General features: G+C 37.6%; 20 protein-coding genes and 1 riboswitch. Of the genes, 5 read left to right on the top strand and 15 right to left on the bottom strand.

Annotation, left to right across the window (positions count from 1 at the left end; all coding sequences use genetic code 11):
• Positions 1–32 precede the first annotated feature (32 nt).
• The 4 genes from ACGLYD_RS15200 to ACGLYD_RS15215 all read right to left on the bottom strand — a co-directional run bounded on the left by ACGLYD_RS15200 (position 33) and on the right by ACGLYD_RS15215 (position 6545).
• Positions 33–1493: an IS1182 family transposase gene (locus ACGLYD_RS15200; protein WP_399628900.1), complete on the bottom strand. Its 1461-nt coding sequence runs from the start codon at positions 1491–1493 to the stop codon at positions 33–35.
• 158 nt (positions 1494–1651) lie between these two features.
• Positions 1652–1831 carry a hypothetical protein gene (locus tag ACGLYD_RS15205; protein WP_342538994.1) on the bottom strand — a complete coding sequence of 60 codons (180 nt, stop codon included), beginning with the start codon at positions 1829–1831 and terminating at the stop codon, positions 1652–1654.
• Positions 1832–1873: 42 nt separating this feature from the next.
• Positions 1874–1957, bottom strand: a riboswitch (cyclic di-GMP riboswitch).
• Positions 1958–2537: 580 nt separating this feature from the next.
• A complete protein-coding gene (locus ACGLYD_RS15210; RefSeq protein WP_399628904.1) occupies positions 2538–5075 on the bottom strand; it encodes an EAL domain-containing protein in 2538 nt (845 codons plus the stop codon).
• A gap of 213 nt (positions 5076–5288) precedes the next feature.
• The gene (locus ACGLYD_RS15215) at positions 5289–6545 is read right to left on the bottom strand and encodes an S-layer homology domain-containing protein (protein ID WP_399628907.1); all 1257 of its coding nucleotides are present in this window, start codon (positions 6543–6545) and stop codon (positions 5289–5291) included.
• A gap of 1084 nt (positions 6546–7629) precedes the next feature.
• Here ACGLYD_RS15215 and ACGLYD_RS15220 point away from each other — a divergent pair.
• From ACGLYD_RS15220 to ACGLYD_RS15230, 3 genes are read left to right on the top strand one after another with little or no spacing between them, the layout of a single operon-like run.
• Positions 7630–9846, top strand: a complete 2217-nt coding sequence (locus ACGLYD_RS15220; protein WP_399628910.1) for an EAL domain-containing protein — start codon at positions 7630–7632, stop codon at positions 9844–9846.
• A 23-nt stretch (positions 9847–9869) separates the two neighbouring features.
• Positions 9870–11504, top strand: coding sequence for a thiamine pyrophosphate-binding protein (locus tag ACGLYD_RS15225; protein ID WP_399628913.1), 1635 nt, complete (start codon positions 9870–9872; stop codon positions 11502–11504).
• Between the two features lies 1 nt (position 11505).
• A complete protein-coding gene (locus ACGLYD_RS15230) occupies positions 11506–11880 on the top strand; it encodes a carboxymuconolactone decarboxylase family protein (protein ID WP_067212447.1) in 375 nt (124 codons plus the stop codon).
• A 736-nt stretch (positions 11881–12616) separates the two neighbouring features.
• Here the strand turns inward: ACGLYD_RS15230 and ACGLYD_RS15235 are convergent.
• The 3 genes from ACGLYD_RS15235 to ACGLYD_RS15245 all read right to left on the bottom strand — a co-directional run bounded on the left by ACGLYD_RS15235 (position 12617) and on the right by ACGLYD_RS15245 (position 14720).
• Positions 12617–13609: a bile acid:sodium symporter family protein gene (locus ACGLYD_RS15235; RefSeq protein ID WP_399628916.1), complete on the bottom strand. Its 993-nt coding sequence runs from the start codon at positions 13607–13609 to the stop codon at positions 12617–12619.
• Between the two features lie 14 nt (positions 13610–13623).
• A complete protein-coding gene (locus ACGLYD_RS15240; RefSeq protein WP_354312148.1) occupies positions 13624–13764 on the bottom strand; it encodes an aldehyde dehydrogenase family protein in 141 nt (46 codons plus the stop codon).
• 245 nt (positions 13765–14009) lie between these two features.
• Positions 14010–14720, bottom strand: a complete 711-nt coding sequence (locus ACGLYD_RS15245; RefSeq protein WP_399628919.1) for a GDSL-type esterase/lipase family protein — start codon at positions 14718–14720, stop codon at positions 14010–14012.
• Positions 14721–15266: 546 nt separating this feature from the next.
• On the opposite strand from ACGLYD_RS15245, the gene ACGLYD_RS15250 reads away from it, so the two are divergent.
• Positions 15267–16328, top strand: coding sequence for a permease (locus tag ACGLYD_RS15250; protein ID WP_399628920.1), 1062 nt, complete (start codon positions 15267–15269; stop codon positions 16326–16328).
• A gap of 202 nt (positions 16329–16530) precedes the next feature.
• Here the strand turns inward: ACGLYD_RS15250 and ACGLYD_RS15255 are convergent, their stop codons facing one another.
• The 4 genes from ACGLYD_RS15255 to ACGLYD_RS15270 all read right to left on the bottom strand — a co-directional run bounded on the left by ACGLYD_RS15255 (position 16531) and on the right by ACGLYD_RS15270 (position 21242).
• Complete coding sequence (locus ACGLYD_RS15255) at positions 16531–17874, bottom strand: cyclic 2,3-diphosphoglycerate synthase (protein ID WP_187045757.1); 1344 nt, start codon at positions 17872–17874, stop codon at positions 16531–16533.
• 318 nt (positions 17875–18192) lie between these two features.
• On the bottom strand, positions 18193–18501 hold the full coding sequence (locus ACGLYD_RS15260) for a hypothetical protein (protein WP_354312145.1): 309 nt from the start codon (positions 18499–18501) through the stop codon (positions 18193–18195).
• 13 nt (positions 18502–18514) lie between these two features.
• Positions 18515–19843, bottom strand: a complete 1329-nt coding sequence (locus ACGLYD_RS15265; RefSeq protein WP_354312144.1) for an acyclic terpene utilization AtuA family protein — start codon at positions 19841–19843, stop codon at positions 18515–18517.
• A 58-nt stretch (positions 19844–19901) separates the two neighbouring features.
• Positions 19902–21242, bottom strand: coding sequence for a CitMHS family transporter (locus ACGLYD_RS15270; RefSeq protein ID WP_399628925.1), 1341 nt, complete (start codon positions 21240–21242; stop codon positions 19902–19904).
• Between the two features lie 364 nt (positions 21243–21606).
• Here ACGLYD_RS15270 and ACGLYD_RS15275 point away from each other — a divergent pair, with 364 nt between their 5' ends.
• On the top strand, positions 21607–22464 hold the full coding sequence (locus ACGLYD_RS15275; RefSeq protein ID WP_354312142.1) for a LysR family transcriptional regulator: 858 nt from the start codon (positions 21607–21609) through the stop codon (positions 22462–22464).
• 815 nt (positions 22465–23279) lie between these two features.
• On the opposite strand, the gene ACGLYD_RS15280 is transcribed toward ACGLYD_RS15275, so the two are convergent.
• The 4 genes from ACGLYD_RS15280 to ACGLYD_RS15295 all read right to left on the bottom strand — a co-directional run bounded on the left by ACGLYD_RS15280 (position 23280) and on the right by ACGLYD_RS15295 (position 26869).
• Positions 23280–23720, bottom strand: a complete 441-nt coding sequence (locus ACGLYD_RS15280) for a cell wall hydrolase (protein WP_067212729.1) — start codon at positions 23718–23720, stop codon at positions 23280–23282.
• A 252-nt stretch (positions 23721–23972) separates the two neighbouring features.
• The gene (locus ACGLYD_RS15285; RefSeq protein ID WP_342539017.1) at positions 23973–24293 is read right to left on the bottom strand and encodes a histidine kinase dimerization/phospho-acceptor domain-containing protein; all 321 of its coding nucleotides are present in this window, start codon (positions 24291–24293) and stop codon (positions 23973–23975) included.
• 36 nt (positions 24294–24329) lie between these two features.
• The gene (locus ACGLYD_RS15290; protein WP_399628928.1) at positions 24330–25526 is read right to left on the bottom strand and encodes a hypothetical protein; all 1197 of its coding nucleotides are present in this window, start codon (positions 25524–25526) and stop codon (positions 24330–24332) included.
• A gap of 332 nt (positions 25527–25858) precedes the next feature.
• Positions 25859–26869 carry an ABC transporter substrate-binding protein gene (locus tag ACGLYD_RS15295; RefSeq protein ID WP_399628931.1) on the bottom strand — a complete coding sequence of 337 codons (1011 nt, stop codon included), beginning with the start codon at positions 26867–26869 and terminating at the stop codon, positions 25859–25861.
• Between the last annotated feature and the right edge of the window lie 7 nt (positions 26870–26876).

Genomic DNA, 26876 nt, shown 5'->3' on the forward strand with positions numbered 1-26876 from the left:
TTGAACAGGAAGTTGCCTATTTCTTGGTGTTTTTACTCTTTTTCTTTTAACAGTGTGATAATCCGCTTGAGATTGACCGCAAATATTGCTGTGGCCCCTTGTATTTCCATGCCAAATAGACCCGTAGATGATGCTGTATCATACCCGTGTCCATTTTTCAGCTCACTATTTTTCGCTTCAATTTTATAACGTGATTTTGCGATTTCTTTGAATTCTTCCGTATTTTGAAATGTCACTTGTTCTTTATGTTCAGTCGACTTAATTGTGACGCCATATGATTTACTTTTCGCACCTTCTTTATAACACCCTTCTTTTAAAGGACAGGTTTTGCATTTTTTAATGTCAAAATAATACGTATACTTTTGATTGGCACCTTGATTTTTCTTTCCTTCACGAGCTTTTCGAATCGCTAAATGCCCGGCTGGACAAACGTACATACCGGCATCCTTATTGAAATCGAACTCATCTTCCTTTTTTCGGTGACCTTCTGAAATATTTGGATTCAATTTCGAAACGAGTTGAATATCATTCGCCTTCGTAAATTGGAGATTATCTTTTTCAGAGTAAGCTGTATCCCCAATTACAGTCGCAATTGTCATCCCTGTTTGTGCGCTTTTTTCAAATAATTCTTGAAGGTATTTTCCATCGCTTTTTTCTCCTGTTGTCACAATCGCGGCGGTAATGATTCGTTCATCACTCATGGCAATATGTGTTTTGTAGCCGAAGAAAGAAGAGTCTGCTGTTTTATGACCGACACGGGCTTCAGCATCGGTCGAATAGTGGAACTGTTCGTGATAATCTTCTACGACCTCTTTTAACACATTTAATTTTTCTGTAATCGCTGGGATATGGGCAATTCTCGGTTCATTTTCGATGACCGCGATTACTTCCTCACAGTAAGCTAATTCATCTTTAACTTCGTTAGAAGTGGTTTTCGGTGGGAATTTTTCTTTCATCGTTTCATCAAATTGATAAACCGTTTTTCGTACTTTTTTTGATTTCTCCTGTAAAAATTCTTTCGGTGATTTTTGATTATAACGTGCTTTTGTATGAGTGGCATCTACGATAATGGTTTTACTTTTGATGATTTTCTTTTCCAGTGCGATTTCAACCGTTTTCCCAATAAGCATGTCTAATAAGCTTACGTCTTTGAGACGAAGCCTACGGAATTTCGTGAGCGAACTTGAATCGATAACTAGATCTTCTGGTGCCATATCTAGAAAGAATTTAAATGACATATCATATTTTGAACGTTCAACAATGTCTACATCAGATACATCAAAAATAGCCTTTAACAATAAATACTTAAACATACGAATCGGAGGAATCGCATTACGCCCGTTGTCTAAACAATACTTGGTCTTCAATTCTTCTAAAATAAATGTAAAATCCACAAGTTCATTAATTTGACGAAGCATATTATCTTTAGGCACGACGATATCGTAAATCGCCATGAACGGACTTAAGTTGAGTGTTTCCTGGTTTGAAATCATCTAGAGCACCACCTGTATTTAATAACTCTATTATAAATGAAAAAGCGAGGTATTCGACGATTCAATCGTCGAGTACCTCGCTAAGTAGATTATATGGACTTTTTCAGTGCCCTCCTGCTTAGATGGCTGATCTTCACATTATTTATATAAGAATGCAGTCATTTCTCTAAATACGATCCTACACGGGTACTTGAAACAAGTTCTTTTATTTTTCCTGAGTGATAATCTCTTTTTACTTTAATTTTAGTTTTCATTTCGTGACATAAACAATCCTTCATAATTATTTCATTATAATTATAGCTCAACGAATGCCAAAAAAGCGCTACTTTTTTACGCATGTTTACATTACCGCCCCTGTTTATATTCGTACGGAGGTCCGTTCTGGTAACTGGCTGGCATAGTCAAAAACATTAGCCCCTTTAGTTTTGCGTCACTACTTTTCACTAGTTTTGCCCTCATACGTTCTGCCTAATTAGTATAGCCTATATAACAGTCTTAATATACAGTCAATTAATTGGTTAATTCACACCAAAACTACCGTATATCTCAATATATTCCAACTAACGAATAGCCTCTACTTCCGACCTGGGTATATTATTCACCCCTTCAATATAGTTCTTAGGTGCAAGATATATTAGGATTTTTCTTGTTCTAAGGAGCCGTTTCTATATAAAAAACTTCCTCTAAATCATTGTTTTGAATCAGTAAATGTATCGGGTAAAGCATTTTGAATACATGTAAATTTTTATGGCAGCCTTTAATTATGCAGTTTTACGAACAATGGAATTAAGGTAAACTCAATATCCCATCACATTTCTTTTTTATGTTTTCGTTAATATATGCTAGATATCGTTAGGTTATTCCATTTATAACTTTACGGTTCAATAGGAGGAAACCTAACAAACAAGTCCCAGTTCTCGCTTCAATAAACATGCACCAACACAAAAGACCAGACATTTAGGTACATGTCTGGTCTTTGCTTTAATCAGTATACAATTATAGTGTGTTTTCTAGCTGTTATAGTGTGCAGGTATCTAAAAGCTCTTATAACCCCTTGAAGTAAGTTGCCACATTTTCTGTTACAAATGAATGTCCGATTAAGAGAGGATCCTTTTTTAACTGCAATTGAAATTGGTTGAAATTCTTAATCAAGTAGTCTCTTTGCTTCTCATCGACTATGAATTTAACGCCGTATCGGTAGAGATCTCCTTGTTCCTCATCAAATACAATTGTTCCATAAAGCGTCATTTCCTCGTCAATTATTGTTGTTTGAAACTTCAATACAATGTCCGATCTTGTAGGAAGTTTAATGTTGGATACGAAACGTAATCCACCCGGTCCTATGTTTTCAACTACCACTTTTGTATTTCCTAATTGTACCTTCTTTCCATTTAATTCTGCCACCGTCATAAATGCTTCAAGCGGATATTGGAAATCAATTCTAAAATATTTTCTTTTTTCTTTTATAGGCACAGATTCAATTTCAGAATTCGATTTTCCGGCTAATAACTTTAGAATGTTTTCTTCTGAAACAGGTCTGCTAAATAAATACCCCTGAATCCAATCGCATTGTAAATTAGATACAAACTCTCGCTGTTCTATCGTTTCGACACCTTCCGCTACGACTTCTATTGAGAGTCTATGTGCTAATTGAATAATTGAGGTTACTATTTCGGCACTATCCTTATCAGATGGAATGTCCTTTATTAAACTCCTATCTATTTTCAATATATCCGGTTTTATGTCTCTTAAACTTTTAAAGGATGCATAGCCTGTCCCAAAATCGTCAAGTGAGATTTGTATACCCAACCCACGCAACTTCTCTATTTTCCCTAATACTTTTTCTTCCTGCTCCATCATCGTACTTTCCGTAATTTCAATGTTAAGCCATTTTGGATCAAGTTCATTTTCTTGTAAGATGCTAGAAATCATAGCGACTAAACCTGTTTGTAAAAACTGCACAAGTGACAAATTGACTGATGCCTGAATAAAGTACCCAGCATTATGCCACAAACGCACATTTTTGCAAACTGTCCGCAATACCCATTCTCCAATTGGAGTGATCAACCCCGACTCCTCTGCCAGCGGAATAAATTCATCCGGTGAAACAATTCCCCAAACTGGATGATTCCAACGAAGTAGCGCTTCTACACTAGCAATTTGATTCGTCCCCGTATGAACAATCGGTTGGTAATAGACAAGAAATTGATTGTCATGCAACGCTTGCTTGAGCTCATTTCTTAAAGAAAAAACCTTATATGTAGCGACATTGGCCGTTGGTGAATAAATTTGATAATTATTATTTCCCGCTTTTTCTGCAAGGTACAATGCTAAGCCTGTATTTTTCATGAGTGAAGCAGTATCATCTCCCGATTCAGGATAAATACTAATACCAATACTCGTCGTAATGAAAAGATTATACCCTTTAATGTCAAATGATTGTTCAAAAACTTGCAATGCATCCTTCGCAATTTGTTCAATTGAATGAATGTCTTGAAGGTTTGTAGTTAAAATTGCGAATTCATCTCCACTTATTCTGGCCATCATTTTTATATTTTTATTAAGTGTATTTTTTAACTTCCTCGCAATTTCAATTAATAACAGATCACCGACCTCATGACCTAATGAATCATTTAAAAACTTAAATCCGTCTAGATTAAGGAACAAAACGGCGAACTTTCTCTTATCAATATTCGCTAGTCTTATTTCAAGATCCACTCCATTTTCAAATGCTCGTCGATTTGGTAACTCAGTTAAATAATCATGGTAAGCCATATATTGAATTTCGCGCTGTTGCTTTTTCAGTTCAGAAATGTCATGTAAGTTACAAATAACCCCATTCACACTTGGGGCATGGAGTAGATTCGTATAGATAACTTCAAAGTCACGCCATTCTCCATTTTTATGCTTTAATCGCAGCTCTACTGTGAACGGAGTATTAGGACGCTTGAGAATCTCTTTGAATTTACTCTTCTTCAGTTGATGGTCATCTGGATGTATCAGGTCAAAAAAATTTGTCCCAGTAATCTCCTCCACTTTATACCCAAGAACAGCCTCAATTGCTGGGCTTTCAAAGACAATTGTTCCTTTTGAATCGAGGATGCCAATAATTTCATGAGAATAATGAATTAATGATTGAAGTTTTTCGCGCATTTCTTGAATATCCTGCTTCAATTCTTGTGCAACAGTAATATTACTTGTTAATCCATAAAGACCTAAGACTTCGTTATTCTCCATTTGAATAGGTGTCAGCGTTACATCAATATGACTGACTCCACCATGTTCATTAATGACTCGATATTTTACATATTGAGCTTCTCCGTTTAAAACTTTGGCGAAGTAGCCTTTTACTCTTTCTAAATCTTCTTCATAAACAAAGTTACTATACTTTTCCCCTATGCATTCTTCTACTTTAGTTCCAGTTATCAGTTCACTCCCTCCACGTATACTGACGATGACCCCTTTTCGATCAACAACGAAGAGAAGTATATCAGGTGAATTTTCAAATATTTGCGGATAAGAGTTTTTTTCCTCGTTCAGATAAGCCATTAATCTTTTCCTTTTATTAATTCTTGTTAGCAATTATACTCCCCCTTTATAAAAAACGATTAGATAATACCGCGGTAATCGTTTCAGAGTCGAACTGGTGACTGTTCATTTCACCGATCAACTTATTGAATAAAAATACAAAAAAAAGACCAGACATTCACCAAGTGTCTAATCTTCATTCTATTATTATACAAGCGTAGTGTATTTTCTGAAAATTGTCACGTAGAGACACTTTTCATGCACTGTCTATTCTTGATCAAACAATCCGCTATGTGGATAGAAAAAGGTATTGAAACTCCCTTCTTCAGTTTCCACTTGCATTCGGTACACAAGGCGACGATAATCCTGGTCCGTGTATGGATCATATACATCGGCATACTTGGTGTTAAGAAAAGTCACTCGTACCGGCGACGATGCATAGCTAGCATACTCATTTCCCACAATTTGAAGCGCTTCCTCTTTGGTAAGGTCAAAGCTTCCTGCCCCGACGTGATCCCAGTCGAATATTGACAGTTTCCACTTGACCGATTGTTTTTCAAACCCATACTCCAAATAAACAGCGTCTTCAAGCGGAGCATCAAAGGAAACCGTACGAATCCTAACTAAATTTGGCGTGTTTTCAAGAATTTCAAATCGGTAATCTGTTTCATCCGCTAGAGATGGAAAAAGACCCATATCACAATACGTACACATATTTGCATAGTAATTCTTCAAGTCTGAGTCCACTAACGGTTGCGTTGCAGTTTCCAATAGTTCCGTACGAACCGCGCTAAACGGGGACGACTGTAACTTAGAATTATTAATAGTAGTTTCAACTGTAACAGGCAATCTATAGACTAAATTTAGTATTTCCTCTTTCGTCGGCGGGAGGTTCGGATTAGGGATTGGAACCTTAGGCATTTTTAACGCACGGTGCAGAAATGCCGCATAATGGGCACGTGTCACGGGCTCATTCGGTTTAAAATAGCCCTTATTTCCAACTGTAATCCCATTTGAATTGAGGGCCTGTATGTGCAGAAACCCCCAATTATTTTTACCTACATCTCGATAATGGCTGAAGGATTTAATATTTAATTCAAACGCCAGATCCAGTACTTTAGCCATCTGTACCCGTGTGATGGGTGCGTTAGGATTAAAGTTCCCATTAACGTCTCCGCTGAAAATTCCTGCTTGTGAAACTTTTAAAATCGCATTTGAGTAAGGATGATTCGTAGGCACATCCTTGTAACGAATAACGGCGACTGTCTTCGCTTCTAACGCTAATGCTTTATCCAATAAATGAGCAACATGCTGACGTGAAATTGTTTCGTCTGGTCTGAACGAGCCATCCGGATAGCCATTAATCAGCCCCCTTACTTGCATGTTCTGAATTATTTCTCGAAATGGGTGGTTTTGTGAGACATCTTTAAACGATTGAGATAAAGCTTTTGTTTGTCCACTGAGAGACACAACTGCCACAACAACAATGCAGCTAAGCCATTGCCATATCCAACGGTTTTTCATCTAATACCATCTCCTTTTTGCTTCGTAATTCGATGCAGCTATAACCCAATTATCATTACTTGAACAACATTACTTTATAAACTATCAAGCTGAATATTCATTATTTCCACCTTCTTATCTCTGTCCATAATTAATTTCTCCTACTTTTAACGACTTGGTTATTTCCCATACATTTTTCTGGATAAAAATATCCTTTTTATATAGTATTTACCCGTACCACTAAAAACAACACATTTAAATAAACTTTCCCGAGTTGGTTGGACGCTTTCATGGGTTCGTTGTAAACTTCTTGGGATTCGTTGGACATTTTCTCGGCTTGGTTGGATGCTTCGAGAGTTTCGTTGGAGACTTCCCCATTGATTGGACGCTTTCATAGATTGATTGGAGGCTTCTCGGGATTGGTTGGACATTTTCTAGGATTGGTTGAACACTTCGGAAGTTTCGTTGGAGACTTCCCCGTTGGTTGGAGGCTTTCATGGATTCGTTGTAGACTTCTCGGGATTCGTTAGACACTTTCTAGGCTTGGTTGGACACTTCAAAAGTTTCGTTGGAGACTTCCCCGTTGGTTGGACACTTTCATGGGTTCGTTGTAAACTTCTTGGGTTTCGTTGGACATTTTCTCGGCTTGGTTGGACACTTTATCGACGGTTAGATCAGACCGCAACAGTTACTTCAACCGGCAACTAACCGCTGACATGAACTTATAACCTTTAAGGGATAAATAGTCACAGACATGTTTAAAATCTGCCTCCATTTGACAAAGAGACAAATCACCCCTATGACTAAATGAGTATATAAAAAACTAAATAATAGCTAATTCGCCTGATTTACATTCTATTTTTATACAACTTTAGCATAATTTAATAGTAGCGTGGCATAGCTAGCTGCTATGCCAATACTCAGATTGATATTAAGCTGAAATTGCGGTAAAATTGGTATTATAAGAATCCTTTCTACTGGTTATTTTTATTGATTTAACCTCGGCAGAAAAGGATTTTTTTTACTTATTCATTAATAATCCAGCTACTAATTGAGGCAAGGAAATATATAATTCTTACAAGGATATTGGAAGGGGGACTTAAATATGACGGAACCATACTATATTACTGAGTCTAAAAGAATGTGCAAAGCGTCCGGAATGGATCCGAATGAGGTATCGAGGCCAAAGAACTTTTTGAGCGAAGTGGAGTTTGCCGAGAAAAGAAAATCATATAGTGAAATTCTATCAGTTGTGAGTTTTTTCTCGAATAAGCTGCTGAACTCCTTAAAGGGCACGCCGATACTCGTTGTTGTTTCGGATGCAAACGGTTATCTTCTTGAAATTGAAGGAGATGAAACTATAAAGTCTACCATCGAACAATTTGGGATCAGACTAAGTAGCCTGTTCACCCAGGAAGATACAGGCACGAGTGTCGTCAGTCTTTCATTGCAACAAAAACACCCAATCAGTCTAATTGGCGAACAACATTATCATACGTTTCTTCATAACATTGCGTGTTATGGGGCTGCATTTCACTATACTGATGACAATAACCTACTTGGTAGTGTGTCCATCATGATGCCCATCTCATTTCAAAACCCGCTTTTTCTTACGATGTTAACCCAGGCGGTTGATTCGATTGAAAGGGAACTTTTATTAAGAAAACAAAATAAAAAACTTAATATTATGAATCAAATCATGTTAAGCAGAACAAGAAATGGGATTGTTGTTACAGATGAGTTCGGAATCACTACTGAGTTTAATGATTTTGCCCAAAAAATATCGAATAACAGCAGAGAATCGGTTGTAGGAAGAAATATTTGCGAATCGTCAATAACGGGAGACTATTTTAAAGAAGTACTGGAACAAGGAAAAATATTCGAAAACGAAGAAATCAAATTTATAGATAACGCGGGTAACCTAGTTGTCTGCCTGTTCGATGCCCAGCCCATTTATGAAGAAGATAAAATGATTGGTGCCTTTGGCCAGTTCAGGGATATTTCAGACCGTTACCGACTGCAGGAAAAATATAACTACTTAGCCTATCATGATGATTTAACAAATCTACCAAACAGACGATATATTAATAAGGAACTAGCAATCATCATCCAGGGACTAAAAGCAGGCCAAAATCGGACGATGGCTCTTTTGTACATGGATCTGGACCGCTTTAAAGTCATTAACGATAACTTTGGTCATTCATATGGGGATGAACTCATTATCAAGGTAAGCGAGCGTTTATCTGGTTGTCTTGGGGAACAGGATGTACTTGCCCGAATGGGTGGTGATGAATTTATCTTCCTGCTTACAGATTTTAGTAGTCCTGATTATCCGACGAAAAAGGCCGAAGAGATACTCAATCTGTTTCATGAACCTTTTCAAGTCGGCAAGAAAGAGTTGCATACGACAGCGAGTATCGGAGTTGCGATTTATCCCGCCTATCCCGTTTCAATGGAAAGGTTCATGGTATACGCAGATAATGCGATGTATCAGGCAAAATCACGGGGTAAAAATCGTTATGTCGTACATACCTCCGAATTACTAGAAGATATGATGGACGAATATAGTCTCGAGATCGATTTAAGGAAAGCACTTGATAATAATGAATTTGTACTTCATTATCAGCCGCAAATTCATAACCAGACCGGTAAATTGATTGGGTTTGAAGCGTTAATTCGCTGGCAGCATCCAAGGTTAGGTCTGCTCCCTCCAGGTAAATTTATCAAACTGGCTGAAGAAAATGGATTGATCACCCAAATTGGAGAGTGGGTCATCAATGAGGCATGTTCCCAAAACAAAAAATGGCAGGATGCTGGAATGGTACCTGTAAAAGTTGCAGTTAACCTATCTACACAGCAATTTCTTACTAGAAATCTCATTACATTTGTGGAGGAAGTTCTGGAACGTACAGCACTCGACCCGCACTATTTCGTAGTCGAGATCACCGAATATATGGCGATGGAGTACGAATACTCTATTCTCGTATTGAATAAGCTGAAATCGCTCGGCATCGGCATCAGTATTGATGATTTCGGGACTGGTTATAGCTCGCTGAACTATCTTAAAAACTTCCCGATTGATTATATTAAGATCGACAAATCCTTCATTAGTGAATTAATGAACGATCCGAATGACGCCATTATTGTAAACGCAATTATCACGTTAGCACACAACCTTCATAAGGAAGTGATTGCAGAAGGTGTTGAAACGAAGGAACAACTCGACTTCCTGACAAATCACCAGTGTGATATAACGCAAGGCTATTTCTTCAGCAAGCCACTTCCAATTGAGGAAATCGAGGAAATTTATTTAGTACGATAAGGATAATAGGGGGAGCAAACAGCATGACAACGACTGCATCCGTATTAGTAGCGAATTTCAAATATTGGGGTATTAATCATATTTTCGGCATTCCGGGAAAGGCAATATCCCCTATATTATTCGAGATATTGACACATGATCTGGAATTTGTATTAAGTAAACACGAAGCAGCTGCTGGGTTTGAAGCTTCCGGCTATGCCTTAATGAATCAGAAAATCGGGGTCGCAGTTGGTACGTCTGGGCCTGGTGGGACCAACCTACTGACAGCCGCCGGTCAGGCGAAAGCCTCCAATCTTCCCTTATTAATTATCACAGGGCACCCTTCACTGAAAGATACTGGAAAAGCAATGGGTCAGGACTCCAGCATATTCGGTACCGATCTTGTGGATATGTTCAAATCTGTCACTAAATTCAGTGCACGGGTAGAGCGCGGTGATATGCTACAGCCGTTCCTGCAGCATGCCCTTGAAAAAGCGTTATCAGGTGTAAAAGGACCTGTGCATCTGTCTATTCCGTTTGATATTTTACTACAAGAGATCGAACCATTTCAATTAGAATTTCCAGTGTCCCATGAAATGATTTCACCCAATACCTGTGATGTAATCGAAAAACTACATGCGGCCAAGCGTCCCCTCCTATTTCTGGGAAAAGGCGTTCATTCCAGCAAGGCCTACGAAGAAGTGCAGCATCTTGCTGAGCATTGGAACATTCCTGTCATCACCACACCAGGTGGAAAAGGTACATTTCCATCCAATCATAAGCTCTCTTTAGGAGCATTCGGATTGGGCGGTACCGTGGAAGCAGCAGAATACTTTAATGAGCAGGTTGACCTACTTATTATCATCGGATCAAGATTAAGTGACATGTCGATCGCTGGATTATCCGAAGCGATGTATCCAGAGCATATCATCCACTTTGATTATGACCCAACCTTTATCGGGAAATCAATTCAAGTACCAACTACTCCCGTGCTTGGCGACATTAAATCTAATCTAACAGCGATTTTAAAGGATATACCAGAAACAAACAGCGAAGCCTTTTTATTACCAATTAAGTTGAGCCCACTTCAGGATAATCAGCCCGGTGAGCGAATGTCTGCAGTCCAAGTATTACGGGCGATGCGAAATACGCTTCCAGATGACGCGATTATTTTTGGAGATGATGGGAGCCATTCATTCTACGGCATTAAATACTTTGATATTTACAAACCAGGAACTTTCTTCTTTGATGATATATTCGGTGCGATGGGTAACGGAATCGGCTATTCCATAGGTGCAAAACTAGCAGCCCCCGAAAAAACAATTATTTGTTTAGTTGGTGATGGATGTATGTTCATGCACGGTACGGAACTTTCGACAGCGTACAATTATAACTCCCCTGTCCTGTTCATCGTTTTGAATAATGGACGATTAGACATGGTGGAAAAAGGAATGCAAAAAATGATTGGCACGTCCATCGGTGGTATTTATGAAACTCCACTCGACGTAGCTAAATTTGCCGAATCAATGGGATTAACAGCAACTACATGTCATACCCCTTATGATTTAACCGATGCTATAAAAGAAGCGTTACATATGATTAAAGAAACCAACAAACCGATTGTAATTGAAGCATTAGTTCTTGAAAATGAAATTCCACCAACAATGGGGAGGCAATAATATGGAAAATAACAAGCGGTATGAGTACGGTTTAAATGCAATGGAGGAATTATTCTCGCAAGAAGTACGGACGGGCATGGAAGGCATAAAGAAAATCTCACCTGACTTTTGGGAGATGATTGTGTCCTTCGGCTTTGGTGATCTTTACACTAGAGAAGGTCTTTCCCTTAAAGAACGGGAATTCATAACACTCACTTCGCTCATCACACAGGGAGCTTTTGAGCAGTTTAAAGTTCACCTGCAGGCAGCCCTAAACGTCGGCCTCACAAAAGATGAAATTATCGAAATCATCATCCAGTGTGCCGGATATGTCGGTTTCCCTAAAGCCGTTCAAGCAATGGGAATCGCTGGAGAGATTTTCGCTAAGAATGAGTAGGGATTATTGGCGCCTGAAGGATTGATAGGCTTGATATGGAGGCATATAGTTCACACATTTAAATAAACATGGAAAAGACCAGACATTTGTAAATATGTTTGGTCTTTTCTATTTTTGTGGGGTTGGTTGGAGAGTTTATGTGGTTTGTTGGACAGTTCCATAGTTTAGTTGGAGACTTTCTACGCTTGGTTGTAGACTTCAATAGTTTTGTTGGAGGCTTCCCTGTTGGTTGGACACTTTCATGAATTGGTTGTAGACTTCTTGGGGTTCGTTGGACACTTTCTGCGCTTGGTTGCACACTTCCATAGGTTTGTTGGAGGCTTCCCTGTTGGTTGGACACTTTCATGAATTGGTTGTAGTCTTCTTGGGGTTCGTTGGACACTTTCTGCGCTTGGTTGTAGACTTCAATAGTTTTGTTGGAGGCTTCCCTCATTTCCTTGGAAAACCATTCATTGGTTGAGTACCACTTTTTCGGGATAGGAAGTTTCTTTTTCCGTGAAAAAAAGACGTAGATGCAACTTTATCACTGCCTTTATTTTATGGAATTTAGCCCATTGGTGATTGGTTAAATTATGTGCAATGTACTCAATTTAATACTTTTTAGCGGCATCGTGATTTTACATAGTTCCTTTTCGATGAATTTATTCGATTATATCTAGAAATATCCTTTATTTTTTCATACAGATAAACAATAGTTTTAGAGCGCTTGATACTTCATCAAGCGCTCTTTTTCATGTTATTTTGATAGGTCTTCAGCATCTGAGAAAGGATCGTGAAGTGGTTGCACTTCTTTAGTATCATTTGGTACTTCATGTTTTGCCCAGTAGGAAGCGAGAATAGTTCCGGTTATTACTTGCCATGCGGAAGCAAATGCACTTGGTAATGCAGCTAGTGGCGTGAAATATGCAGCAGCTAAAGCTACACCAAGACCGGAGTTCTGCATTCCTACTTCAATCGATATTGCACGTTGGTCTTGACGAGATAGTCTTAAAGCTTTCGCTGCATAGTATCCTAATAAAAGTCCAAATCCATTATGCAGTAAGACTGCAACGAACACTAGTATTCCTGCAGTTGCAATATTTTCTTTATTGTTTGCAACAATTGCAGAGACAATAATCGTAATCGCAACAATAGAGATTAGAGGTAAAACAGATTCACTTTTACTGGTAACAGTAGGTAGGAATTTATTAACTAATAAACCCAATATAATTGGAATAATGATCACCTGTACAATAGATATAAACATAGACATTGGATCGACTGGCAACCATTGCCCAGCAAAAATTAACAATAGAAATGGTGTCATAATTGGAGCAAGTAATGTAGAGACGGTTGTCATTGTGATGGATAGAGGAACATTTCCTTTGGCTAAATATACCATTACGTTAGAAGAAGTACCCCCAGGAACACTTCCAAGTAAAACCAAACCAGCGGCAAGTTCAGCCGGTAATTTTAATGAATAAGCGATAATAAATGCAATAGTTGGCATAATAGAAAATTGTGCAACCACTCCTATTAGAACAGGGATTGGATTCGTAAAAACTAATTTAAAGTCGGATGCTTTCAACGTAAGTCCCATGCCGAACATTACGACCCCAAGTAAGATAGTGATATACGCACCAAATGAAGAGAACAAACTTGGAACCATAAAAGCTAGGACAGAAAACACTATTACTATAAGGGCAAAATGTTTACCAGCTAAACTACTAATTTTGTTAAGTGCTTTCATTTCAAACCTCCTTTTTAGAGCCTATTCTTATATTCTCCAAACGGTATTTGAACACCGCCTGTCGCTACATAATGTACTATATCAATATCTTTAGTCCAAACACCAGCAACCAGTCCATAATCAGTGGCATTTGCTAATTCAATTGCTTCTTCCACATTACCAAATGTACCACACTATGCACAGGTCCAAATATTTTTTCCTGTACAATTGACTTACTATGGTTAGATACTTCCCCGAACGAGTGAAAGATACCGTGCTTGACAAAAAGACAAAAATATCACTTATGCGAAAACAAATATAAAAAAACAGACATTCACCAATTTGTCTGTTTTTCATTGTATTATTATAAAATTGTAGTGTATATCTAAAATAGTATCTCACAGGTTTGAAATTATCATTTTCAACTTAGAGCATCCACCCAAATCTTGTACCCTTCCCCATTTAAGTGGATCCCATCAATTGTGAATTTCTCATCCAATTGCCCATTCTTGTCCACGAAACTAGAATGTAAATCAATGTATTCGATTCCGGTTTCTTCAGCAATTCTTTGTAATACTTCATTAAATTGTATTACTTTTTTATTAGATACTTCATTACCAAACAGCTCGTTATTTACTGGAAGTATGGATTGTATAATGAGTTTACTGTTTTCACCTTCGAAAGACTTCACAATCGCAGTTATGTGTTTTTCAAAATTCTTACTACCTTTGGAGTATCGAATATCGTTAACGCCAATCATAAGGTATGCCTCTTTAGGGTTCCGATTAACCACTTCCTGTATTCGATTCAATACTCCTTTTGACACGTCGTTTCTGATTCCCCTATTTAGTACAACCTCGTTAGGGAAGTATTCCTGAAACTCTCCGTAATCTGTAATGCTGTCCCCAATGAATATTTTACTTACATTTTTAGCATCGGACTGATAGAAGATACTTTTTTTCGTGAAGTAATAATCTGAAGTTCCTTTTCCGGAAGGTGCCGGTTGCATTTGTTTTTTAATGAATTCAATGCCGCCTATTTTAGACACTCCAACACTTCCCACTCCAATCAAAATGAAATTTAAAAGTAATGATATAACTAATAAAGACTTAATCTTTTTCAAATTTGACACTCCCTATTCTTAAATCTATTCCTTATGTATGGTGCTTACTACAATATATCTATACCCAGATTTCCAACAAATAATGTTTTATTTCATCTCATATTTCAGGTTCAATTCCTTATGTAGTCAGGCAGTCATCCATAAACCTAATTTTGATTGTATTATCATAAAATCACAGTGTTATTCTTGATTTTTTCACGCATAGGTACTTGAATTTAGGTTTGACACTTTCCGGGCTTTGTTGGACACTTCGATTGGTTCGTTGAACACTTCCCTGTCGGTTGGACGCTTTCCCGAATTGGTTGCAGACTTCTTGGGATTGGTTGGACGCTTTCTGGGCTTGGTTGCACACTTCGAGAGTTTCGTTGGACACCTCCCCGTTTGTTGGTCGCTTCACCGGATTTGTTGTAGACTTCCCGAGATTGGTTGCACACATTCCGGGCTTTGTTGCACACTACATTTGCACAAAAAAACACAAAGGAAAAAATAGTTAATTTCTTGTTTAATATAGTGCTATAATTAGCTAGTTATTTTATTTTCATGGGAGATGTACAGATGAATCATTCATTACCTTCTCAATCGTCCCGTTCCAAAAGGACGATTGTTTATATTTTGATATTTTTGTTGATTGCCATTGTGGGATTGGCCTATTTGAAATGGATTCCGTATTATAGCAAAAGCATCTTGGCCATTAATTCTCATTCAATCGGGGATTCCATTTTGGGGGATCCGGCTAAGTCAGGATCTTTCTCTTGGGAAGGCGCTTGGTCCTATGCTTTGATCTATTTCAATTCCGTTTGGAAAGCAGCTGTTCTGGGTATTCTATTGGGATCTTTGGTACAGGTATTATTGCCTGCAAACTGGTTACTCAGAGTGCTTGGAAAAACTTCTTTTGGTAGCACGGCAATTGGGGGCCTATCTTCACTTCCAGGCATGATGTGTACCTGTTGTGCTGCACCAGTTGCTGTCGGACTGCGCAAGAAAAATGTCTCCGTAGGGGCTAGCCTTGCTTTTTGGCTTGGCAACCCGACCTTGAACCCTGCCACGCTGATTTTCATGACATTTGTTTTGTCTTGGGAATTTACTTTACTCCGACTGGTGTTCGGTGTGATTTTAACTTTCGGCGTCAGCTATCTGGCCAATCGTTTCGTGCCGGAAGTAAAACAAGTCGATATCGATAAAATCATGAAAGAAGCGGATGTCGAGGAGACAGGATCCTTCATTTCCAGATGGATGAAAAGCTTAGGAAGAATGACTTTGTATATTCTTCCAGCCTATATCCTATCCGTTCTATTGATGGGGGCAATTCGCGTTTGGTTATTCCCGCATGTGAGCGAAGCGTCTGCTAATACCATTTTCACAATTATCATTTTTGCAATCGCAGGTATGTTATTTGTGATTCCGACAGCTGCGGAAATTCCTATCATCCAAACGTTCATGTCCTTTGGGCTCGGTGGTGGTCCGGCTGCAGCACTCCTAATCACATTACCCTCTATCAGTCTGCCATCTCTGTTGTTAGTTGCAAAATCGTTCCCTACAAGAGTCTTGTTTTTTGTAGCAGGATCCGTCGTATTGCTAGGTATACTATGCGGTTTGATTGGTATGTATATTTTATAAGAGATAGTTACTGAATATACCTGAGCAGGAGATGAAATATGTCTCTTGCTCAGGTATTTTTTCATCTGAATACAAGACACACTGGTAAACAATTCATATATACAAATTAACGTACAAAAAAATCAGACAGTCGCCAATTTGTCTGATTTTCATTGTATTATAAAATTGGAGTGTATTTTCAAAATAGGTACCTGTAATTTGTTTACTTCACAAGTTTATGTTCTTGGATAAAACCTTTTAAAATATCGCTTAAATTCGGACTACCCACTTCATCTAAATCGTAGTGTACACGCGTGCAAGGTTTATTAATCGAAATAATTCGAGTTAAATCCATCGGTGTTCCAATGATCACGGCATCACAGTCAGCATTATTGATGGTTTCTTCAAGATCTTTCAATTGTTGTTCGCCATAGCCCATCGCTGGAAGGACGTTTTGGATATGTTGATATTTGTTGAACGTTTCTGCTATTGTGCCAACTGCAAATGGACGTGCGTCAATGATTTCCTTCGCACCTAAACGTTCGGCTGCAACTGTTCCCGCACCAATTTTCATCTCTCCGTGTGTCAACGTCGGGCCATCTTCAACGACTAATACACGTTTACCAACAATAATCTCCGGCTGATCGACCGTAATCTTTGATTCAGCTTTAATAATGCTACTTTTAGGACTTACAAGTTTAATATTATTTTCCACGATTTGAATGGATTCTGCTGTTGCGCTATCAATTTTATTAATAATGGCAACATCGGCTGTTCTTAAACTAACTTCGCCAGGATAGTATTTCAACTCATGACCTGGGCGATGTGGATCCAAGACAGTAACGGCTAAATCAGGCTTAAAGAACGAGAAATCATTATTTCCCCCGTCCCATAAAATAACGTCACAACCAGCTGGATCATTTTCAGCTGCTGCTAAAATATCTGCATAATCTACGCCAGCATAAACAATATTTCCACGTTCCACATGTGGTTCATACTCTTCCATTTCTTCGATCGTACAATTATGTTTCTTTAAGTCCTCCACTGTTGCAAAGCGCTGAACACGCTGTGCATTTAAATCGCCATAAGGCATAGGATGTCTAACTGCAATTACTTTTAAATCATGCTCAAGTAACGTTTCAATAATTTTTCGTGACGTTTGACTTTTCCCGGTTCCAGTTCGTACAGCGCAAACAGAAATGACAGGTTTATTACTTTTTAACTGCGTGCCTTTTGGTCCTAGCAGTGTGAAGTTAGCACCCGCTGCATTCACAATCGCACCTATGCCCATTACATATTCATAACTTACGTCACTATATGCAAACACGCATTCGTCAACTTCCAACTCTTCAATTAACGATGGCAATTGGTCTTCTGAATAAATAGAAATACCTTCTGGATATAGTTCACCAGCTAATTCACTAGGATATTTACGTCCATCGATATCAGGAATTTGTGTTGCCGTAAAAGCAACAACACGATATTCTTCGTTATTACGATAAAACGTATTGAAATTGTGGAAATCCCTTCCTGCAGCGCCTATAATAATTATATTTTTTCTGTTCATAGCATTCACTCCTATAGTTACAATGATTTATCTATAATTATATACCTTTATGTATCTTTATACAATTGTAACTTTCGAAAATAGTAAATTAAGTTTTGTGGGTTGTACTTATAGAATTCAATTATTCCTCCTATAGCTAAACGAATTCACTTAATACCCATTCGAATAATGCTTTGGCGCTTCCAGTTTAAAATTTACTGCCTGTACATTAAACAAAAACACAAGATAGTCATACACTCATAAACCTTATTTTGATTGAATTATTATATAACCGTAGTGTATATTCTGATTCCTCTTCCGCACAGTTACATGAAATTGCTAATCTACACTAATATCCATTCCTAATAGTTTGGAACTCAAGCTTTTTCCGTGTGTATCAATTGCAAGCGATTTAGTTACCCCTCCACTTAATGCTTTATATAAAACAAAATTCATAGCACCTAAGGATGGAATTTCATAACGTACAACTTCCCCCTGAACTATTTCTCCAAACCATTCTTTCACCCGGTTGGCCGTCACTTGCTGTTTTATCATTTCGTAATGTTCTATGTCATAAGCGATAACGGAAATATTGGATATATCACCTTTATCACCGGTTCGCGAATGTGCAATTTCCCTAAGTTTCATATGTACACCACCTTTACTTAATCTGGATTGTAATATCTTTCGAGGGTACGAAAATAGAATTTATGCCAATAACGTCTTTTATATTCATTCGATATCCCCCACCACCTGCAGGGCCATTTGTGTACAAAGATTCTATTTCTTTACCTATCCTTAATGCATCTTCATATTCTTCCGTTCTAGCGGCTATCCGTAGTCTTACTTCATTAACGGTGGGGGTATCTCCAGTAACGTCTTTGTATAAAGACTCCACACCAATATAATCAGTTCGGATTTCCAAATGTGGCATTCCCAATAAAGTTATTCGCTTATTTACAATTTCACCGGCAAGCTTTGCCCTTTTGTAAGAACCTAGGCCCCCATAACTCATTTCACCTTCAATGATAAAGGAATCTTTGTAACCAATACTTGTTTTAAACAAACCCGTAGGCGGCTTTCCAGTCGCACCAGTCACGCTTACACTATTTCCCTCAAACTCCTTCACTTCAACTTTTGAAAAGTCTGCAATTACATCTGGAGTAAAATAATTTGCTGGATCGTGTATTTCATATAATATTTGTTCTTTCACCGTGGCTTCAGATACTATTCCACCGGACTTCTTTAACTTTGTAATGAAAAATTCTCCTTCTTTATCCACTTCTACGATTGGAAAGCCTACATTCCACAGCTCGGGCACATCTTTATAGCCTGGATCTGCGAAGTATCCACCTGTTACTTGAGCACCACACTCCAATAAGTGGCCAATCAACGTTCCTCTTCCTAAATACTCATAATCGTCGAATGACCAATCAAATTCGTACATTAATGCACCTAATGCTAAAGATGGATCAGCCACTCTTCCGGTAATTACAATATCCGCTTCATTTTGTAATGCTTTTAAAATTCCTTCAGCACCTATATAGGCATTGGCCGATATTAAGGTCGATGTATAGGACGATAGAAGTTCGCCCGTTTCTAATACTTCATAATTTACGTACTTATCAATACTCGGAAAAATATCGTCACCAATTACCGCAATAATACGGAGATGTGAAAGACCTTTCTCAATCGCCATCTTCTTTACTAGTTCTGCTGCTTCCAAAGGATTGGCCGCACCCATATTTGTAATCACTTTGAATCCTTTTTCCGCACAAAGTGGTAAAATGCTATCCATTCTATATTCAAGCCAATTATTATAGCCTTTAAGTGGATCCTCCAGTTTCGCCTGTTGCGCCAAAGCAATCGTTCTCTCGGCTAAACATTCAAAAATAACGTAATCAATATTACCGTTCTTCATCACATCTATTGCTGGTTCAAGTCTATCTTCTGAATAGCCCGCGCCTGAACCAATTCTAATTTTCTTCATTATTCATACCTCCAATTCCAGTTTCCCCCTATAAAACGAACCAAAACTACTTAGTTTTTTATGCCGATATTACTCCCAAAATAAGAGCTGCAATCATCAAGACTATACCCAATCCCCAAAACCAAAAGAAGGACCGTTTAATATGTTCACCAATTGAGACTCCCGCTAGCCCTACAGCAAGATAGACTGAGGGGACCATTGGGCTTATTGGGAATCCAACGTTTTCACCAATAAGCATAGCTCTTGCAACCATTTCTGGAGGAACACCATGCGCATTCAGCACCTCTACTACTATAGGAAGAATTCCGAAATAATATGGATCTGGTCCGAAAATCATTCCAAGCGGAACTCCTAAGAAACCAATAATAATGTGCAAGTACGGTCCGAAAGCATCGGGGATTATCCGTACGATATCACTTGCCATTACATCAACCATTCCAGTTCCTGAAAGGATACCGAGGAATGACCCTGCAGCCATTAGTACAGTCGCCATTAATATTGCCTCTGGAGAAAATATTTTGATTAGATGACTTTGAACTTCAACTCCACGATAATTAATTGGCAGTGCAATTGTCAAAGCCGCCATGAAAACCACTGCTGGCGGTACAACTCCCCATACAAGCACACCGATTGCAGCTATAGTTAGGGAAACGTTGAACCACCAAAGTTTAGGGCGTAACAGGTCCCCAAACTTTTCATCCATATTATCCAATTGTTCAGTAGGGTCTGATTGAGCAAGACTTGTCCCTGAGCTTAATAATGCGTCTGCTGAATTATGTATTCCGGCTCCTCTTTTGATTTCTATCTTAGCTATGATATAAGTCATTATCAAGATTGTTAAAAGGCCAATAATTTGTATAGGTATAAGTGGTTTCCAAAGTTCGACCACATCCATATCCAGTGTAGTTGCTGCTCTTAAAGTCGGACCGCCCCACGGAATCATGTTCATCGTCCCTGCAGACAGACCAACGAGAAGTAGTAATGTTGTAGGTCGCATATTTAATCTGCGATAAATTGGAAGCAATGCGGGAATAGTTATAAGAAATGTTGCTGCTCCTACCCCTTCAATATGGGCAAGCATTGCAATGATTGCGGTAACCATTGCTACAGCAACTATATTATTGCCCGCTGATTTCACTAATTTTCTAATCAAAGGTTCAAACAAGCCCGCTTTCGTCATTACACCAAAGTAAAGAATGGCAAAGATAAACATTGCGATGATACCAGTTACTTTGTTGATTCCATCCATTACGAACGTACCTACTTCTGACAAATGAAAGCCCGCAAATAATGCTGCAATAATTGGAACGACAAACATAACAACTACAGGTAAACTTTTCCCCCTTAACAAAAGTAAAATTATTAATAAAACCATTATAAAACCAATAATACTTAGCATATAATTTCACTCCCATTTTCTAATTAAATATAGTAGGTCACTGAGCACCAAGATTAATCTAAATTCCTATAATTAATAAATGTCATTAGAATGGTATTGAATCAATCAGGTTTTTAATAAACAACATATATCCTCCATCTTCAGTCGTAAATTATATTTTTGCGGAATAACTCACTATTAATCTCTTTTTTTTCGTTAGCGCAATATAATTTCATGGCTTTTATAACGAAGTACATTAATAGACTAATTCGAATATACCCACAACCCGGTAAACTCAGTGTATAGTAATATTAGCTATAAATGGATTTAAAGATTTATTTCTTTCTTAAAGAAATTTTTTATATCAAAGAAAGTGGGACTGGGCTTGGATTATAAAGACTGCATTATATTAGAAACATTATTCATAGAAAAAAACATCAAAAAGACAGCTGATCGACTATTTTTAACTCAACCCGCTATATCATATCGAATTCAAAAATTGGAAGAAAAGTTTGGGATACCGATTATTGTTAGGGGTAATAAAGGGATTCAATTCACACCACGTGGAGAATTCCTCGTTGTCCGAGCAAAGAAGATAGCTGAAGAAATCAGAAAAACGATTGAACTGATTGAGGAATATGAAGATGGAGGAGGAACTATTCGACTTGGTGCAACTAATAACTTTTCGACTTATAATTTACCATTATTATTAAAAGATTTCAGATTGCAAAATCCAAATGTGAAGATAAAACTCAAAACGGGTTTAGGCATGGACATTATGCAGTATTTAAATAATGATGAAATTCATATTGGAATTGAAAGCGGAGGTCATCGCTGGGAGGGGGAAAAAATTCTTTTAAGAGAAGACCCTCTTGTTCTAATTTCAAAAGAACCAATAAAAGTAAATGAACTCCCTAGTCACCCAATGATTACTTACAAATCGAATATTGAAGTACAAAAGCTTAGCAATGAATGGTGGCAAAGTCATTTTTCAGTACAACCAAACATTTTGATAAAAACTGATTTTATAGAAATATGTAAAAGAATGGTTCTCGAAGGTCTTGGATATGCGATTGTACCAAATGATTGCTTAGACGATGAAAGAAAAATGTGGACGAAAGAACTAGTGAATAAACAAGGAAATCCTTTGTATGCGAATACGTGGTTAAATTACAGGGAATCTTCAAGAAACTTAGAGGCAGTGGATCGATTTATCGAATTTTTGTTAAATAAAACAAAGTAATTTTAAAACGAGAGGTATCTGTAATGTTAAATAGATAGTCAGACTGACCCCCATAAATCTGATTTAGATTGTATTAGTTTAAAACCATAGTGTATATTCTAAAAATCCCCATGCAATGGTACCTTACATTAAAACAATCTCAACTGATGAAATACAATTGCCAAGAGTGATTCCTATTTAGTGAGGATTTACTAGTAGTACAAGAGAGTGATATATAGTGGCAATGCATTTCCCCCTAAAATTATTGCTCACAAGTATCTTAGAAGGGTACCTGCGCTCAACACAAAAAAATGGCTGCAAGGAAAAGTCTGAATACCCGCGACTTTTCCATACAGCACACTTTCTATTTCAACTCTACTAAAGTATCAAATAAGCAATCGGCGTCACTATAATAAGTGTTAAAATGACCCGCACAACCCACAGCATGACGAGCTGAGGAATTGAAAATGGAATCTCTGTCGATACAACACAAGGGATGAATGCTCAATTTAGTGCCTGTGCATCAAACAAAGACAAACAATTCACATTTATATGTTGAACTAATGATTCTATATAATCCCTAGCGAAGGCGCCTCATAGGGAGGCATCCCCTAGCGCCGAACGTAGTTGAGTGGATTCTTTATGTCAACATACATAGTAAAATAAAAATCAAGATAGTCAGATAGATACCTATAAACTTGATTTTAATTGTGTACTCTGAACTCTTTCATGCAGGTGCCTAAAATTAAGCATCTGCGGCTAAACGTGTTGTATTTGTATTCCCAGAAAGCAAAACTACAATTAAACTCCGAAATTAATAATCTTCATTAGTCAACCTAACCGATATAAACACTTTCACATGTTCCAGCTACTGGTTCATAAAAACAATGTTCTTTAAACTGACCAGTAAAAGGTTGACCGTACCATGTTGGAGGGCATGGACCAGACGGATTAAAATACCAAAGGGCATATTTCCCTGGGTGGTCTCTCCAGTAATCCAATGTCTGTCTTGCTAATCTCTTTTCAACAGGTCTTGCTCTTTCATAAAATAAATTACCTTTTTGAACAGCCTCAAAAGAATAATTTCCTCCTTGCACATGAAAAATGACATCATCAATTGATCTTAAATCTGTAAAGTCCAAGCAATCTGCCACGAGACGATTAACAATTACATTGCCAACGTATAGCATTCCTTGTTTACCTTCACCTTCAGCTTCCGCTCTCATCATCCTTGCCAGTAAGTCGATGTCTGAATCTCGGTATTTCACTCTTGGCATTTTTTCACCCCAAAATATAGTATGAATAAAAGCATACAATGATGTCAGTGTTTATAAATTAAGAATGGCTAAATTGACCCAAATTATAAATATGTAATTTCAGTGAATTGCCGAAATAGTATCATGCACAGCATACCTAAAGTTAATAGCGAAAGGTTCATGGTTGATTTATGACAATTCAATAGTCAAAAAAACTCAAAAAAAAGGCAACCAAATGTTGTCGCGGTTGCCTTTCACTTTATACATGGGTGCCTAAATTTCCAAATAATTATCGAGAACCTTTTGTATATCCAATTCTTCAAAAGTGGAAATTTGCGGTTTAGCTAAAAGTAACAAATCATTTATTATTTCTTCGATCTTTTCGATCTCCAACATAACTACATCAAAGTTTTTAGTTGGTGCCTCCTGTTTGCCTAATTGCGTGTACCCTTTAATAGTTGTTAATGAATTTCGTATTTCATGGGCAATACTTGCCGCAAGTTGTCCAACAACATAATGTTGGTCTGTACTTTGTATCATATCTTTAATCTTTGTTCTCTCCGATAAATCCCTAATTTCCATGATGTTATTCATTTGTTTTCATCCCCTTTATAATGTTTATCACACATTTTAAAAAGGAGATTGTTGTGGCGGTTTCCCGGGAGGAGCATGTGCCCATTTAACCATTGCAACCTCATTCAAATGTATCCACGTTCCCCCGCCTGAAGATTTTAGCGTGAATACATCAACGATTCCATAAAAACTTAAATCACTTTGTCCGCCCATTTCTAAAGTTAAGGAGGCTGTAGGCGAAGGTGCTCCTATAATGATAGGTGGCGGTAGACTCCCCTCCTCTTGGCTTGATTTAGTTGAATGATTAGGATTATCAACATCTTTCTTTTCTAACACGTCAGTTTTAGAATTAATAATTGGTTCAATCAAACCATTCCCCTGTTCATGCACTTTTACTTTCTTACCAATCGACTGCTCATTCACATAATTTCCCACTAAAATAGAATCTACTTCTAGGTAAACCTCGTCATTCATACTACTTTCACTCTTATTATCCAAGCCGATGTCACTATGTTTCTCTAGTTCACTAGTACCAACTTGTTTACTCAATACATCTGTCTCAATTTCAGGCGCTAAAGGCGTAATAGGTTCCGGTTTCGGCACTGGCCTAACATCACGACTACACTCTTTTAATTTAGTGAAGATATTTACATTCCCACTACTGATTTTTTTATCTTCCTCAAAGATTTCAAGAGGAAGTTCTATAACTTTAGGAACGGTATCCACTGTTTCAACAGGTTCAATAACCTCATCTTCAGAAACATCGATTGTAGATTTCAGAGTTTCATTAACAAATTCCCCTGTGGTTTCTACGATCGTTTGAACAGAAGAAGTTGTTTTCTCAACTGTTTCATTTATATCCTTAACGACCGGGGTGACGACAGGAACAGTTGGTAATCCATATACGACCGAATTCACTGTGTCATTCACCACATTTGTTACTTCAGAGGTTGTTTTCCCAACAGTATCGGTAACTGTCATATTTAGTAAATCCCCTGTATTCTTAATTCCAGAAGTAACAGAATTAATTTCTGTTTTTTGCATACCATTCACTGTTTCTTGAAGAACTGTATCAATAGACTCCGTTTTATCTTTCAATACATTATCTACCTTCTTTACGTTGCCAAACAAAATGATTCGTGATTTTCCAACATCCTCACTAATGGAAGCATTCAGATTTTCGCCATGAACAATAGTAGGTACGATTAGGAATAAACTAAAGCAAGTCACACATAAAAGGAATATCTTCCTCAATTGATTCACCCCCATTCTTGTTAATTATTAGAAGTATTATAACATTCACCCATTTTTAGTGCTAGGTATTAATTCAATTTGAATACGAAGGTGGGTTATCTTAATGATGGAAGTGAAAATTACTGCGCAGCGCCCACTAGCGATGCGTAGCAATAAATATATGTAAATTCACTTGGATAAACATACAAAAAAACCAAACAGTCGTAACTTGTCTGGTCTTCCTTCTATTACTATGCAATTGAAGTAAATTAGTAGAGTAGTTTTTACCTGAATTAAGACACCCGTTTTAAAAATAAGTCTGAAGTATTTTCAAAACTGGCACCTTTCATTTTTTACTTAAACAAGTCTGGATAAATTTCTTTCGCTAATAGTTCCATTCCATCGATCGTGTTATAACCATAGCCAAACATATAATTGTAATCCACTACATAAATCTTCCTATTTTTGATGGCCTTCATACTTGATAACTTCGGATTCGCATAGATTCCTTCTTTCACTTTTTCAAGGTCTGCGTCATCCCATTCCGGTAAGATTAATACATCTGGATCAGCCTCAATAAGCGTTTCAATACTTACATCAGCAGTCTCCTTCTTGAATATGTTATCTAGCTTGACCATATTAAAGGCATCGTTGAAGAATGTTTCATCGCCTGCTGGATAGACATAAATCTCATTTGGGTCATTTGTATGCAAATAAGCAAAAGTTTTATGGTCTTGAATACTTTCTAATTTTGATGTTATCGATGTTTGTTTGTCTTTAAGCTCTTTTATAAAACTGTCCGCTTTGTCTTGGACACTAAAAATATTACCGATGTTTTCAATATCTTTATAAATAGAATCATATGTTCCACCTGTAACAGATGACTCTATTACGTACGTTTTAATATCCATATCATTGAGTGTATCTACTGTACCTACACCCCAATCCGCATTATCAAATAAGCCGCCTCGACCAAAAACTAAATCTGGATTGGTTCCTAATGTCACCTCTTTGCCGACATATTCATCACTTAGAATAGTTAATTTCGAGTATTCTTCCTCTACTGATTTGTCAGGAGCTCCAAAGTTTGCACCTACCCCAACGATTTTATCGCCTAAGCCTAAATGCAATAATAATTCCGCTGCTGGACGTGTATTAGCCATGATTCTTTCAGGTGCAGCATCAAATACTTGGTCTTTCTTATCCCAAGTTGTTCCGCCTTCCGCTTTCGTATAGTTTTGAATCGTTAACGGGTAATGCCCTTTCGCTTCGGCTTCCTTTGAAGTACTTTTACTCGAATCTCCACAAGCCGTTAATGTTAGAAGTGCAGCTAAACCGATACCAAGCAATAATTTTCTTTTCATGGTGCTC

This window comes from Sporosarcina sp. SG10008, from assembly GCF_044569405.1.
In the GTDB taxonomy this organism is placed as follows: domain Bacteria; phylum Bacillota; class Bacilli; order Bacillales_A; family Planococcaceae; genus Sporosarcina; species Sporosarcina psychrophila.